A 13,671-nucleotide genomic window follows, 5' to 3' on the forward strand; every position below is an offset into this window, starting at 1 on the left:
CGCGCAGTTATCCTGGCGAGGAGGCGCGGCTGCGCTATGCGAACCTGCTGCGCAAGGAGCAGCGCCCTGCCGAATCGCGCCAGGTGCTCGAAGACATGCTCAAGCGCGCAAAGGTCGCGCCGCGCTACTACCGGCGCAAGGAAAGCGCGTGGCTTGACGCGGCGAAACGCGAGTTGCGTTCCTTCGACCAGGCGTGACCATCGCGTGGCGCGTGCGAAGAGTTCATCTCTCCGCGCGCACGCGCATGCAGCGGAGTCGGCGTCAGCTTCCTGCTTTCTTCTTCGGTGCGAGCGCCTTCTCGATGCTGACCTTGGTCATCGGGTGGTATCCCGCTTTTGCTTTTGCATAGACGCCGCGCGCGAATGCAAGACCTTCCGGGGTCTTCGCGAACGCTTCATACAGCGGCACCACCAGATAGCGCCGACCGATGCGCGTCATGTACGCCTGCATCGCCTCGCGCGCCGGGCGATAGTCGTTGCGGATCGCGACGAGATACCAGCGGCGTGCGATTTCCGCGTTCGGTCCGCCGGTCATGTGCCACGCAGCATCGAATGCAGTGAGCTGGGCAGCGCTGAGCTTCTCGGGCAAGCCGTCGAGGAAGTACATCCACTCATGCGTGTTCCAGTCGCCGGCGCCGATGTCGGCGACCTTCAGCGAACCGGCCACCCACTTACTGCGTGCCTTCGCGATGGCCGCGAAGCGTGGCGACTCCGGCACTGTCGCATCGGCGGGGATACCCGGCTCGTCGACCCATGCCCTCACCTGCGCAAGAGTCATCTTTCCGGGATGCTTGTCGATCAGGTTTTGCTGGAGATAGTCGAGCATCTGCGCGGTGGTGATGCTCTGGAACGCAAAGTGATCGAAGTAGCCGCGCAGATACGCATCGAACGTGTCGCGCCCGAAGCGCGCCTCGAGCGTGCGCAGCAACCACGCGCCCTTGGTGTAGGCGAAATCGTTGCCTGCATCGTCGGGATCGCGACCGTCGAAATCCGCCAGCAATCGCTGGTCGGCTTTCGGTGTCTCATCGAATTCACGACGTAGGCCATCGGCAGCCAGAATGAATTCCTCATCGGCTTGCGGCTTTCCGTAGACCGCTTCGACGATGCGATTTTCCACGTAGGAGGTAAAGCCCTCGTTGAGCCACATGTGTTTCCACGCGGCATTCGTTACGAGGTTGCCAGACCAGGAATGCGCGAGCTCATGCGCGATCAGCGACACCAGACTTTTGTCGCCGACGATCACCGTCGGCGTCACGAACGTCAGCCGCGGATTCTCCATGCCGCCAAACGGAAAGCTCGGCGGCAGAACCAGCAGGTCGTAACGGTCCCAGCGATATGGGCCGTACAGTTTCTCGGTCGTCTCGATCATTTTCCCGGTGTCGGCGAATTCCTTCGCTGCACTGTCGACGACCGACGGTTCGGCATAGACGGCCGTGCGCGGGCCCGTTTCACGCACGGCAAGATCGCCCACGGCAATGGCAAGCAGATACGACGGAATCCGCTGTTCCATCTTGAACGAGAAAACTCCGTCGAGCGGATGCTTCGCGTCGTTGTCGGCGCTCATTACCGCGCGCAGTTCCTTCGGCACGCGCACGTGCGCGGTGTAGGTGAAGCGCACCGACGGCGTGTCCTGCAGCGGCACCCAGCTGCGCGCATGGATCGACTCGGACTGCGAGAACATGACGGGATGGTGCTTGCCCGCTGTCTGCGCTGGCGTCATCCATTGCAACCCCGACGCCGTCGGCGCGCTGTGGTAGCGGATTCGCACATGCTCGGCGGGCGAAGGGAAGTCGATGCGCAACGCGGAACCGAGAATCGCATCGCGCTTGGCCAGCGTCCATTTCACCGCGTGCGCAACGCCGCCGGCATCGAGTGCCTCGACCGCGCCGATCGTCAGGTCACGCGTGTCGAGCACCAGCGCATGCGCCGTCTTGTCGTGCCAGTCCAGCGCGAGTGTCGCGGTGCCGGCGATCTCGCGCTTGCCAAAATCGACGTCGACATCAAGCGCCACCGACTTCACGCTGACCTGATCGGTATTGGCATAGCTGTGCGGATCGGACGTTGCGGCAGCCGCATCGAACGCAACGAAAGCGAAGCTGCACAGCAGAACAATGCGGGCGGGGAGCGAAAGGGGCACGGTTGAACCTCGATGACGGTTTGGCGAATGGCGGGGCGTCGTGATTGTCGCGCAAGCGCCTGCGATTGTGGGATTCGACGTGGCTCGCAGACTCTCCGCGCGACTCACTCAGCGCCGCGGACGCGATGGTTCCACGCGGGCCGACGGAGCGTCCGGATTCATTTCCATGCGCTTGGATGCTGGCGACGCAGGGCGAAAGGCTCTGGCGTTTTTGTTGACGCGGCTTCAGCTCACACCAGCCGAAGCCGCGAGCACAGCGCGGTCAGTTCCACAACGTCGGCTTGGCGACCATCAGCCAGTAAATGGACAGGACCGCGGCGAACGCGGGCCATCCGAGGACGAACCACCAGCGCATCGCATCGTGGTAGGCGACGGGCAATGGGGTTTCGCTGCGCGCGGCCTCGATCGCGAGATCGCGTGCGCGCCGCTGCAGCACGACCACCGGAATCCAGCACGCGCCCGCCACCAGGTACAGCGCAAATGCAATCTGCAGCCAGGCCTGACGGCCGTCGTAGCCCATCAGCCGCATCAGCGCGAAGCCACTCGCAGGCTGCACAATCACAGCCGGCGTGGTGAACAACCAGTCGGCCAGCACGGTCAGGCGTGCAACACGCGCGATTGCTGCGACCTCGCCACTGCGATGGGTGAACCACATGAAAAACGCCGTGCCGAGGCCGGTGCCGAACAGCAGCGCAGCGGACAGGATATGCACGACCTTCAGGGCCAGATAGAGGCTCACCGACGGTCCTCGATCGCAAGCAGCACGCACAGCGCGATGATCAACGGAATGTTCTTGGCAAGTCCGCCCAACGGATCGAACCAGTGCCGCGGCCACAGCACGCCGATCGACAGCGTGTAGCCGACCAGCATCGCGAGCATGGCTGCGAGCACCCATTTCGGTTGCCAGCGCGAGAGGCAGAGCACGCCGAGCAGAAGATCCGCGGCGCCTGTGAGGCGCGCGAGTCCGACCGCCGAATCGAGCGCGAGTGGACCCTCGCGCGACATCGATTCCACCGCCGCCACCGGCGCCGACAGCCCGATCAGACCCGACCCGACCCACAGCAGCGCGAACGAGAGCCGTAGTGCGGGCAGTGCAAAATACAGTCGGGCGTGCCAACGATCCTGGGTCTGTGCAGGCGTCGTCGCCAGCACGTGATCGAGCGCGCGCGGCGCGACACCGAACTCATCTCGCAGGCGTGCCCAGGCATCCGGGCGACCGACGTTGCCGCGCTCGAGCATGCGCAGCATCGTCAATCCAAGCGGACCCCGCCCGACGAATTCCCCGAGCGCGGCGCCGCTGCGCACGAGTGCGCTCGGTATGCGGATTTCCAGTGCTGGCGCACTGCCCAGCCAGCTGCGCCAGCAGCGAAGGTAGTCGGAGAGCATGAGGACATCGGGACCGACCACCTCGAACGGTTCACGCGAGGTCACGGGTGTATCGAGCGCCGCAACGAGCAGCGTGCCCAGATCCTCGAGGGCGACAGGTTGCAGCCGCTGTGCTCCGCCCTCGGGAAGCAGCAACACACCGGGAAGCGCTGCCAGCGCGCGCAACAACGACGTACCGCCATATGATCCCGCTGCGCTGTAGACGATGGATGGCCTCAATACGATGGCGTCGAGATCGAGTTCCAGCAAGGCGCCGTCGCCGCGATGCTTCGAAGCAATGAATTCGCCGTCGGCCGGATCTCCGAGAGCCGACAGTTGCACGACGCGCCGGATTCCGGCGCTTCGGCACGCACGAAACAGCGCCAATGGCGCGCGGTGATGCACATTGTCGAAGTGATCGCTTCCATGTTCGCGAAGAATGCCGGCGGCATTGACGACCGCGTCGACGCCGGCGAGGCGTGGCAGCCAGTCGTCCTCGCGGACATCAACGCCCATGTCACACGCGATGGAAGGAAACATCGTGAAACGCCGGTTGCGACGGGATGCGCGCACGCCACAGACGACCTCGTGGCCCGCGCCGGCCAGCGCGGCGACGATCTACGCGCCGATGAAGCCGTAGGCTCCGGTCACCAGCACGCGCATCGTTGTCCCCTACACGCGATAGCCGCGGTGGATCGCGACGATACCGGCACTGAGATTGCGCACGTCGACGCGCGCGAGCCCCGCGGTTTCCATCATCGCCTTCAGCGTTGCCTGATCCGGATGCTTGCGGATCGATTCGGCCAGATAGCGGTAGCTCGCGTCGTCACCGGCAATCAGTTTGCCGATGCGTGGGAGGACCTGGAACGAATGGAAGTCGTACAACGGCTTCAGGAATTGCGCGCGCACGGTCGAGAATTCGAGCACCAGCGCACGACCGCCGATCTTCAGCACGCGATGGATTTCGGCCAGCGCATGTTCCTTGCGCGTCACGTTGCGCAAACCGAATGCCATCGTGACGCAGTCGAAACTCCGGTCGGGAAACGGCAGTGCTTCGGCGTCCATCTGCGACCAGTCGAGGCCTTTCACCTGACCGCGGTCGAGCATGCGGTCGCGCCCGACCTTCAGCATGTCGCCGTTGATGTCGCCAACGACGACGCTGCCTTTTGTGCCGACTTTCGGCAACAGCAGCGCGGCAATGTCGCCGGTACCGCCGGCGAGATCGAGCACGCGGTCGCCGTCACGCACGCCACTGGTCGCAACGAAATAGCGCTTCCACAACCGGTGCACGCCGAACGACATGAGGTCGTTCATCACGTCGTAGTTGCGTGCGACCGACGTGAAGACCTGGCCAACGAGACGGGCCTTGTCGTCTTCGGCGACGTCGCGGAATCCGAAATGGGTCGTGCGGGGTTCGTTCATGGTGTCCATCGTACCGCAAGCGCGCCGCGCCGCTGCCAACCTTGCAGCAACGCGCGCGTGGCCGATAATGCGCGCGGGGTTCGGGGAGAGTCCGCATGGGCATCTGGTGGCTGGGAGGATTGGTGATCGTCGTCGCCGGCGGCATCGTGGTCGTGTTCAACGATCTCGTGTCCGCGCGCAACCAGGTGCGTGCTGCGTGGAGCGACATCGACGTGCAGCTGACCCGCCGACACGACCTGGTGCCGCAACTGATCTCCGCGGTGCAGGGTTATGCGGACTACGAGCGTGCAACGCTGACCACGGTCACGCAGCTGCGGTCCCGCGCGATCTCCGCGGCGTCGATGGCCGACAAGGCCCAAGCAGAGGGCGAGCTCGCGCAACAGATCGACCGCATCCTCGCGCTGCAGGAGCGCTATCCAGACCTGAAGGCGAGCGGGAATTTCCTGCAATTGCAGAAAGATCTGGTCGGTATCGAGGATCACCTGCAGTTTGCACGGCGCTTCTATAACGGCGCGGTGCGCGATCTCAACAACCGCATCGAAACATTTCCTTCTCTGTTCGTCGCGCGTGCGATGCGCTTCAACACGGCAGAGTTCTATCGCCAAGGCAACGACCAGGAGTCACCGGCATGAAGGAGTTTCTCTGCGCTTTTTGCGTTGCGTTCGGCTTGCTCGCCGGCAATGCGTCTGCGGACGAACGCATTCTCGCGTTCCACAGCGAGATCCAGGTCCTGGCCGACGGCAGCATGGACGTCACCGAAACAATCCGCGTGCGCGCCGAAGGCAACCAGATCCGTCACGGCATCTATCGCGACTTCCCCACCGGGTATCGCGACCGGCTGAACAACCGGGTGCACGTCGATTTCGAGCCGCGCCACCTCGAACGCGACGGCGCGACCGAGCCCTTTCACACCGAAGGACAATCGAACGGCACCCGCATCTACTTCGGCGCGAAGGACACGAATGTCGATCCCGGCGAACACACCTATACGTTCGACTATCACACGACGCGGCAGCTGGGTTTTTTCGCCGATCACGACGAGCTGTACTGGAATGCGACCGGCAATGGCTGGGATTTCGCGATCGACGCGGCGAGCGCGAACGTCACGCTGCCAGGCGCGGTAGCGCCGGAGCAGATGCACGTCGAGGCGTACACCGGTGCGCAGGGCGAGAAGGGCAAGGCATGGAACGCCAGCGCCGATTCGCCTTCGCACGCGGCGTTTGTCGCGACGCGCACGCTGCCGCCGCGCAATGGCCTGACGATTGTCGTGGGCTTCCCGAAGGGTATCGTCGCCGCTCCGACGGACGCGATGCGCGTGCGCTGGTTCCTGCGCGACAACGGCGGCGTACTGGTTGGCGCCATCGGCCTTGCGCTGATGTGGGGGTATTACCTCTTCCAATGGCTGCGGGTCGGGCGCGACCCGAAGCGTGGCGTGATCATCCCGCTGTACGAACCGCCGGCCGATCTCAGTCCCGGCACGTTGCGACACATCGAACGCATGGGATACGACGATCGCTGTTTCGCCGCCGACCTCGTCGATCTCGCGGTCCGCGGCGCGCTGGAGATCAGCCAGACGTCGGGCGACTACACATTGCGAAAACGCAGTGGCGGCGGCACGGGCTGGCCCGCCACCGAAGGCGCGCTGCTCGCAGGCATGCTCGGGGCGCGACAAACGCTCTCCCTCAAACAGTCGGAACACGTGACGATTTCTGCCGCGCGTTCGGCGCACAAGCAGGCGCTGGAGCAGAACGACATCGGACTCTATTTCAAGACGAATGGCAAACTGGTCGTTCCCGGCGTGCTGATCGGCATCGCGGCACTGGTACTCGGCTTGCTGGCACACGGCGCTGCGCCCGCCGCCGGCGGTGCCGCGTTCATCCTGGTGTGGCTTGCAGGCTGGAGTGTCGGTGTCATCGCGCTGCTCACCGCGACGGTACGGGCGTGGCGCGCGCCGCCCGGCATCGTCGCGTACGGTGGCGCGGTCTTCATGACGCTGTTCTCGCTGCCGTTCGTCGCGGGCGAACTGTTCGGCATCGGCGTGCTGGCGTCGTTCACCGGCATCGCATTCACGATCGTCGCCGCGGCGTTGGTGCTGACCAACGTCGTCTTTTTCCAGTGGCTGAAGGCGCCGACCATCGCGGGTCGGAAGATCCTCGACCAGATCGCCGGACTTCGACTCTACCTCGGCGTCGCCGAACGCGAGCAACTGGCAGCGCAAAAGGAGCCGCCGATGAACGTCGACGAATTCCAGCGCTTCCTGCCCTATGCGCTCGCGCTCGGTGTCGAAAAGACCTGGGCCGATCGTTTCGCCGCGGCCGTCGGCCCTGCTGCAGCTGCTGCGGCGGCAAGCGCGATCGGCTGGTACCAGGGCGGCACCATCAGCAATGTCGCGAACTTCACAGACAGCCTCGGCTCGTCGCTCAGCAGCACGATTTCGTCGTCATCGAGCGCTCCCGGATCGTCCTCTGGCAGCGGCGGCGGTGGATCGTCAGGCGGCGGCGGTGGAGGTGGCGGAGGCGGCGGCTGGTAGTCGGTGCCGGATCACTTTCGGACTTCCGGTTCCCAGTGGCTCGCCGTCGTGACGACGCTTCCGTCCGGAAGATGGGCCATCGTGGTCATGTGACTCAATTGTGTCGGATGTTGGTGCATGTAGACACTCGATGTTTCCGACATCGCCGCGCGCTCGTCGAACGCAGCGTCCGGATTGCGGTCGATGCCTCGCCACGTGATCACAATGGCGCCATCGACACGCTGCTCGACCGTTTTTCCATAGAGCAGTTCCGCAGGATCGTCTGTTGCGGGTACGGCGGAGCATGCGGCGCAAAGGCCGGCCAAAAACAGTGGGAGCCACCAAATTTTCATCCGCATCGCTTCCTCCCTTGCCCTGCTGGATCGATCCAGTCTGTCACTGAATGCATGGCTCGTCGAGACCAGGAATGGCGCTCTGCCGACACGCAAACCGACCGCCCGAATCAGCGCGCGGCAGATGCCGCGCAAGATCAACTCGAACGTGGCTCGCGGGCCAAACCCGCCGCAGCGAGTGCATCGATATACGATTGCCAGTTCGTCGACTGGTCGCGGCCGAGCTCGTGCAAAACGCTCCACGAAAACAGTCCCGTTGCGTGACCATCATCGAAGCGCAGCAGCACGGCGTAATTCCCGACGGGCTCCACCGCATCGATATTGACGTGCTGCTTTCCGGCGACCAGCACGCGCTGGCTGCGGCCATGCCCCTGCACTTCCGCGCTCGGCGAATGCACGCGCAGGTACTCCGCGGGGAGACGGAACGTGTCGCCGTTGTCGAAAGAAACTTCAAGCACGTGCGACGCGCGATGGAGCGTGATGTTCGTGGGAATCGGGTTGCTCATCGAACACTCGCGTCGCGGAGGAAGTTTGCTGTTGATGAAAAGTGCGGCCAGGGATGGCCGCTTTTGAACTCACCCGTCGGCCCGAACTCTCCGCGGAATCGCCGCTCCATCGAAGCGGCGATCAGGGACGAGCGCATTAATGAAGCGTATCGGACACCGGCGCGCGCGGCGCGAGCGGATCTGCCGGTGAGCCGGCCACTTGCCACAACGCATCGAGATACCCGCTGCCGAATCCGATCGAACCGAGCGCCTCGAATTCGTACACACCCGTGTCAGGATACCAGGCAGCATTGGGATCGAGCTCGCGCAGCACCAGGCCATTCGCCTCGATCTTGTCGAGCTGTCCGACGTAGCTGATCTCGCCCTCGTCGTCCTCCAGCATGTTGACCGAAATCAACGGCGCACACGCCGCCGCGGAGCGCGCAATGCCGGCCCAGTCATCGAGCTGGAAATCGGCCAGCGTGCGCAGCTCTTCGCCGCGCAGCGCAAGTGCCTTGTCGACGAACTCGCGCGACGGATCGGTTTCCATCGCGCTGATGTCGGCTACCGCGATCGCAATGTAGCCGTCGAAACGGATCGCATCGCCCACCTCGGCAATCAGGCAGAAGTCACGCGACAACGCGATGACATAGCCGTGGATCACGCCCGGCTGCAGACGCTCGCGCAGGATGCGCAACGGAATGCGCTGCTCGAAAGCTTCGCGAAGTTCAGCGCGGATACCGCGCGCCTTGAAGGGAACGACTGTGCTCATGGCTCTATGGTCGGACAGGATCGGCGAAGGTGCAAGGAGAAGGCTGAACGCCACCGACGATCGTCACGCTGCGAAGCGCACGCGGATCGCCTATGTGCGCGTCAATTGCGCGCGGTCACAGGATATAGCGCGAAAGGTCCTCGTCCTTCACCAGGCCCCCAAGACGCGCATCGACATACGCCGCATCGATCAGGAAATGCTGGCCGTCCTTGTCGGACGCCTGGTACGAGATCTCGTCGAGCATGCGCTCGAGTACGGTGTGCAGGCGGCGCGCGCCGATATTCTCGGTGCGCTCGTTCACCTGAAACGCGATTTCGGCCAGCCGATCGACCCCATCGGGCGCGAACTCGAGCGTCACGCCTTCGGTCGCCAGCAGCGCGGTGTATTGCTTTGTCAGCGCATGCTGCGGTTCGCGCAGGATCCGCTTGAAATCGTCGGCTGTCAGCGCGGCAAGTTCGACGCGGATCGGGAAGCGACCCTGAAGTTCCGGCACGAGGTCTGATGGCTTGGCGAGAGAAAACGCGCCTGACGCGATGAACAGGATGTGGTCGGTCTTGACGATGCCGTACTTGGTCGACACCGCGGAACCCTCGACCAGCGGCAACAGGTCGCGCTGCACGCCTTCGCGCGAGACACCGGCGCCGCTGAATTCTCCGCGTTGCGCGATCTTGTCGATCTCGTCGATGAAGACGATGCCATTCTGTTCGCAGTTGACGATCGCCTGCGTCTTGATGTCCTCGTCGTTGACGAGTTTGCCCGCCTCTTCTTCGATCAACAGCGGACGCGCCTGCGCAACCGTGACCTTGCGCGATTGACTGCGTTGGCCGGCAAGCGACTGGAACATCCCGCGCAGCTGACTGGTCATTTCTTCCATGCCCGGCGGCGCCATGATGTCGACGCCCACATTGGTCGCGAAATCGAGCTCGATCTCCCGATCGTCGAGCGCGCCTTCACGCAGCTGCTTGCGCAATTTCTGGCGGGTATCGGCTTCCCGCGCATCCTGTGGAACGGGCTCGTTGGCGAAGCCGACCCCTTGTCGTCGCGGTAGCAACGCATCGAGGATTCGATCCTCGGCGCGATCATCGGCCTGGTTGCGAACGCGCGACTTGGCCTGCTCACGCATCATCTTCACTGCGCTGTCGGCGAGATCGCGGATGATCTGCTCGACGTCCTTGCCGACGTAACCGACTTCGGTGAACTTGGTGGCCTCGACCTTGATGAACGGTGCGTTCGCGAGCGCCGCGAGTCGTCGTGCAATCTCGGTCTTTCCGACACCGGTCGGGCCGATCATCAGGATGTTCTTGGGCGTCACTTCCTCACGCAAGCCGGGCTCGAGTTGCATGCGACGCCAGCGGTTGCGCAACGCGATGGCCACTGCGCGCTTGGCCGCATTCTGGCCAATGATGTAGCGGTCCAGTTCGTTGACGATTTCGCGCGGTGTGAGTTCGGACATGGCATGGAGTCGGGTACTGGGAAGTGGGGAGCGGGAAAACACGCCGCTTGTCGCTGTTGCGATGCGCTAAGGCCGGCTTTCCGATCCCAGCTCTTCGATCGACACGTTGTGATTGGTGTAGATGCAGATGTCGCCGGCGATGTTCAATGCCTTCTCGACGATGGCGCGCGGATCAAGCTCGGTGTGTTCGAGCAACGCCTTGGCGGCCGCAAGTGCGAACGGACCACCGGAACCAATCGCGATCAGTCCCTGCTCGGGTTCGAGCACGTCGCCGTTTCCGGAGATGATCAGCGACGTCGACTTGTCGGCTACAGCGAGCAGCGCTTCCAGTCGACCGAGGCGGCGCTCGGTACGCCAGTCCTTCGCCAGTTCGACGGCGGCGCGGGTGAGATTGCCGCCGTGCTTGTCGAGTTTCTGCTCGAACAATTCGAACAGCGTGAACGCATCCGCGGTCGCGCCCGCAAACCCCGCAAGCACATCTCCCTTGCCGAGGCGGCGGATCTTCTTGGCGTTGCCTTTCATGACGGTGTTGCCGAGCGTCACCTGGCCGTCACCACCGATGACGACGCGGTCGCCACGGCGGACGGAAACGATGGTGGTGGCGTGGAAACTGTCCATCCGGTTCTTCCTGCGCAAGAGTTGACGAGGTGGGGTCGCCGCCGAAGAATCCAAGCCGGACGCAACGGCTCACGCCTTGCGTCGTGCCCGTGGGTGGGCGGCGTCGTACACCTTGGCAAGGTGCTGGAAATCGAGGTGCGTGTAGATCTGTGTCGTGCCGATATCGGCATGACCGAGCAACTCCTGCACCGCGCGCAAGTCGCCGGAAGACTCGAGCAGGTGGCTGGCGCAGGAATGGCGCATCAGATGCGGATACACGCGCTTCCAAACGCCCTGCTCGTTCGCGCGCTTTTTCAGACGCGCTCGCACCCCATTCGGGGTCAGTGGCGCGCCGCGGGCACCGCGCACCAGTGGATCGTCGTCGCGTGGAAGGTCCTGTTCGCGCAGCGCCGCGAGTGCGACGAGCGCTTTCGCGCCGACCGGCACGATGCGCGTTTTCGAACCCTTGCCGGTGACCCGCAGCATGCCGTCACCAGGGTCGAGATCGCGCCAGCGGACACCGCACAGCTCAGCGACGCGGAGACCGCTCGAGTAAAGGAGTTCGAGAAGCGCGCGATCGCGGATCGACTCGGCGTCGTCACCCGGCACGTCGACGAGTACCGCCATTTCGTCGGCATCGAGCACCTGCGGCAACTTGCGCTGCACCTTGGGAGAGCGCAGACCGATCGCCGGATTGCTGTTGACTTCGCCGTCACGGGCCAGAAAGCGGAAGAAGCTTCGCCACGCGGAAGCAAGGCCGCGAAGCGTCGATGGCGAATACCGTTTGACGCGATGTTCGTCCGCCAGCAGCGACTGCAGCTGATCAGGTTTCAGATCGCGCCAGTGACGCAGTGCCTGCGCCTCGGCAAAATCGCCGAGGCGCGCGAGCGCATGCGCATAATGTTCGACCGTGCTCGGCGCGTAGCGGCGCTCGTCGCGCAGGTAGCGGATGAAGCGATCGACTCCATCACCCAGGGAGGCGCCGGTCGCGTCGATCGCGCTCATCTCAGCGCCGGATCGGAAACCGTGCAAGTGCCGTGGACACCGCTTCGCCGATCAGCTTGAGGAACACCGTGCCCATTCCCGGATGAAAGCGGTTCTCATCGTGGCTGCCGACCGCCAGCATGCCGATGTCGCTGATCGGCAGCAGGACCGCCGATCGCGCATCGTCGGCATGCTTGCCAAACAAGACATCCAGCTTGTCCTGCTGCAGGCGTCCGCACAGCGGCTCGGCGCGCTTGAAGAATTCGGCAAATGCCGGGAATGCGGCGACGCCGTCCGGCTCGGCAATCAGCCATTCGGCCGCCGGCAGATCCGGATCCGCGCGGAACAGCACCAGTCGCACCAGATCGGGGTGGAAGTCCTCGGTCAGCGCGCCGACCACCGCGCGCACCGTGTCAGCCAGCGTGGTCGCACGCATCTGCGCGAGGGTGAGCGTATGCACACGCACCATCAGGCTCTCGTTTTCGTGCGCGATCTCGATCAGATCGTGCAGGCGACGCGAGAGATCGCGATTCTTGTCACGCAGCACGTCGAGCTGGTAGCTCGCCAGCGACGCGGCCGGCCCCTGTTCGCGCGGCACCATCAGGGTCATCGCGATGTCCGGAAACTCACCGAGAAACTGCGGATGGCGACGCAAGTAGCTGGCGACGTCCATTGCATTGAGGCTGTCCTTGACACTGAGTTCGCTCATGGCCTTCCCGTTGTTCGCGCAGCGTCGATCACGCTGTCGTCATGCTGGTCGAGTGGATGCACTGCCGGTCAACTCGTACTCACCGTCGAACACGAAGGTCGCCGGGCCGCGCATCCACATCGCGTGGCCCGGACCTTCCCAGTGAATATCGAGCGCGCCGCCCGGCAACAGAACGCGGACGCTCGCGTCGAGCTTAGCGCGTCGGCGCAGCACCGCAACCGCGGCGCACGCGCCGCTTCCACAGGCGAGCGTTTCGCCGGCTCCGCGTTCCCACACGCGCAAGCGGATGAGCGCGGGCGAGACGACCTGCGCAAAGCCCACATTGCAGCCACGCGGGAACGCATCGGCGTGCTCGATTTGCGGGCCGAGCACTGACACGGGAGCGGCATCGGCATCACCGATCTCGATCACTGCGTGAGGGTTGCCCATCGAGACCGCGCCAATGTCGACAGGCTCACCCACCACCTCGATCGTGTACGGATCCCCGCGGCCGGCGGCAAGCAGCGGAATCGCGGCCGGCGTGAAATCCGGCTCGCCCATGTCGGCGCGGATGCTGCCGTCATCCATCACCTCGACAGCGATCGGACCGGATGGACTCTCCAGCCGGATCGAACCGGTCGACAACAGGCCTTCGCGCGCAAGCCAGCGCGCGACGCACCGCAAGCCGTTGCCGCACTGCCCGGCACGACTGCCGTTGGAGTTCCAGATGCCGTACGCAAATACACACGAAGGATCGCTGGCGTTTTCGATGGTCAGCAACTGATCGAACCCCACACCGATGTGGCGGTCACCCAGTTGCGCGATCGCCGACGCATCGAGTGCAAGAGGCGCCTCTCGGCAATCGACGATGACGAAATCGTTTCCGAGCCCGTGCATCTTGCTGAAA

Annotated in this window: 14 protein-coding genes and 1 pseudogene; 3 read left to right on the top strand and 12 right to left on the bottom strand. The window is 64.1% G+C overall.

From position 1 onward, the window contains the following. Positions 1 to 197 (top strand): annotated as a pseudogene (locus ABIV12_RS02950) (hypothetical protein); the annotation flags it as partial. Positions 198 to 261: 64 nt separating this feature from the next. Here ABIV12_RS02950 and ABIV12_RS02955 read toward each other — a convergent pair. The 4 genes from ABIV12_RS02955 to ubiE form a co-directional block, all read right to left on the bottom strand. Then, positions 262 to 2,136 carry a M1 family metallopeptidase gene (locus ABIV12_RS02955; RefSeq protein WP_348056060.1) on the bottom strand — a complete coding sequence of 625 codons (1,875 nt, stop codon included), beginning with the start codon at positions 2,134 to 2,136 and terminating at the stop codon, positions 262 to 264. Between the two features lie 262 nt (positions 2,137 to 2,398). Continuing rightward, positions 2,399 to 2,875, bottom strand: a complete 477-nt coding sequence (locus ABIV12_RS02960) for a DUF2269 domain-containing protein (protein ID WP_348056062.1) — start codon at positions 2,873 to 2,875, stop codon at positions 2,399 to 2,401. Further along, positions 2,872 to 4,074, bottom strand: coding sequence for an SDR family oxidoreductase (locus tag ABIV12_RS02965; protein ID WP_348056064.1), 1,203 nt, complete (start codon positions 4,072 to 4,074; stop codon positions 2,872 to 2,874). Before ABIV12_RS02965 ends, ABIV12_RS02960 begins: the two co-directional genes overlap by 4 nt. A gap of 99 nt (positions 4,075 to 4,173) precedes the next feature. Continuing rightward, positions 4,174 to 4,932: a bifunctional demethylmenaquinone methyltransferase/2-methoxy-6-polyprenyl-1,4-benzoquinol methylase UbiE gene (gene ubiE / locus ABIV12_RS02970; protein WP_348056066.1), complete on the bottom strand. Its 759-nt coding sequence runs from the start codon at positions 4,930 to 4,932 to the stop codon at positions 4,174 to 4,176. An 86-nt stretch (positions 4,933 to 5,018) separates the two neighbouring features. Here ubiE and ABIV12_RS02975 point away from each other — a divergent pair, with 86 nt between their 5' ends. Together ABIV12_RS02975 and ABIV12_RS02980 are read left to right on the top strand one after the other, a co-directional pair. After that, the gene (locus ABIV12_RS02975) at positions 5,019 to 5,555 is read left to right on the top strand and encodes a LemA family protein (protein WP_348056068.1); all 537 of its coding nucleotides are present in this window, start codon (positions 5,019 to 5,021) and stop codon (positions 5,553 to 5,555) included. Beyond that, entirely contained in the window at positions 5,552 to 7,453 is a 1,902-nt protein-coding gene (locus ABIV12_RS02980) for a DUF2207 domain-containing protein (RefSeq protein ID WP_348056070.1), read from the top strand. Before ABIV12_RS02975 ends, ABIV12_RS02980 begins: the two co-directional genes overlap by 4 nt. Positions 7,454 to 7,464: 11 nt before the next feature. Here ABIV12_RS02980 and ABIV12_RS02985 read toward each other — a convergent pair whose 3' ends face one another. From ABIV12_RS02985 to dapF, 8 genes are all read right to left on the bottom strand, one after another. Continuing rightward, positions 7,465 to 7,791 carry a hypothetical protein gene (locus ABIV12_RS02985; protein ID WP_348056072.1) on the bottom strand — a complete coding sequence of 109 codons (327 nt, stop codon included), beginning with the start codon at positions 7,789 to 7,791 and terminating at the stop codon, positions 7,465 to 7,467. Positions 7,792 to 7,922: 131 nt separating this feature from the next. Further along, positions 7,923 to 8,291 (bottom strand): DUF971 domain-containing protein, encoded by a 369-nt coding sequence (locus ABIV12_RS02990; RefSeq protein ID WP_348056074.1) that lies wholly within the window; start codon positions 8,289 to 8,291, stop codon positions 7,923 to 7,925. 136 nt (positions 8,292 to 8,427) lie between these two features. After that, a complete protein-coding gene (locus ABIV12_RS02995) occupies positions 8,428 to 9,042 on the bottom strand; it encodes a hypothetical protein (RefSeq protein WP_348056075.1) in 615 nt (204 codons plus the stop codon). 115 nt (positions 9,043 to 9,157) lie between these two features. After that, positions 9,158 to 10,495: an ATP-dependent protease ATPase subunit HslU gene (gene hslU, locus ABIV12_RS03000; protein WP_348056077.1), complete on the bottom strand. Its 1,338-nt coding sequence runs from the start codon at positions 10,493 to 10,495 to the stop codon at positions 9,158 to 9,160. A gap of 66 nt (positions 10,496 to 10,561) precedes the next feature. Continuing rightward, positions 10,562 to 11,113: an ATP-dependent protease subunit HslV gene (gene hslV, locus ABIV12_RS03005; protein ID WP_348056080.1), complete on the bottom strand. Its 552-nt coding sequence runs from the start codon at positions 11,111 to 11,113 to the stop codon at positions 10,562 to 10,564. 69 nt (positions 11,114 to 11,182) lie between these two features. Further along, the gene (locus tag ABIV12_RS03010) at positions 11,183 to 12,097 is read right to left on the bottom strand and encodes a tyrosine recombinase XerC (protein ID WP_348056084.1); all 915 of its coding nucleotides are present in this window, start codon (positions 12,095 to 12,097) and stop codon (positions 11,183 to 11,185) included. 1 nt (position 12,098) lies between these two features. After that, positions 12,099 to 12,785: a DUF484 family protein gene (locus ABIV12_RS03015; protein WP_348056086.1), complete on the bottom strand. Its 687-nt coding sequence runs from the start codon at positions 12,783 to 12,785 to the stop codon at positions 12,099 to 12,101. A gap of 39 nt (positions 12,786 to 12,824) precedes the next feature. Beyond that, a partial coding sequence (dapF, locus tag ABIV12_RS03020; RefSeq protein ID WP_348056088.1) for a diaminopimelate epimerase occupies positions 12,825 to 13,671 on the bottom strand: 847 nt, incomplete at its 5' end.

This window comes from Dokdonella sp. (genome assembly GCF_039926425.1).
Taxonomy (GTDB): domain Bacteria; phylum Pseudomonadota; class Gammaproteobacteria; order Xanthomonadales; family Rhodanobacteraceae; genus Dokdonella_A.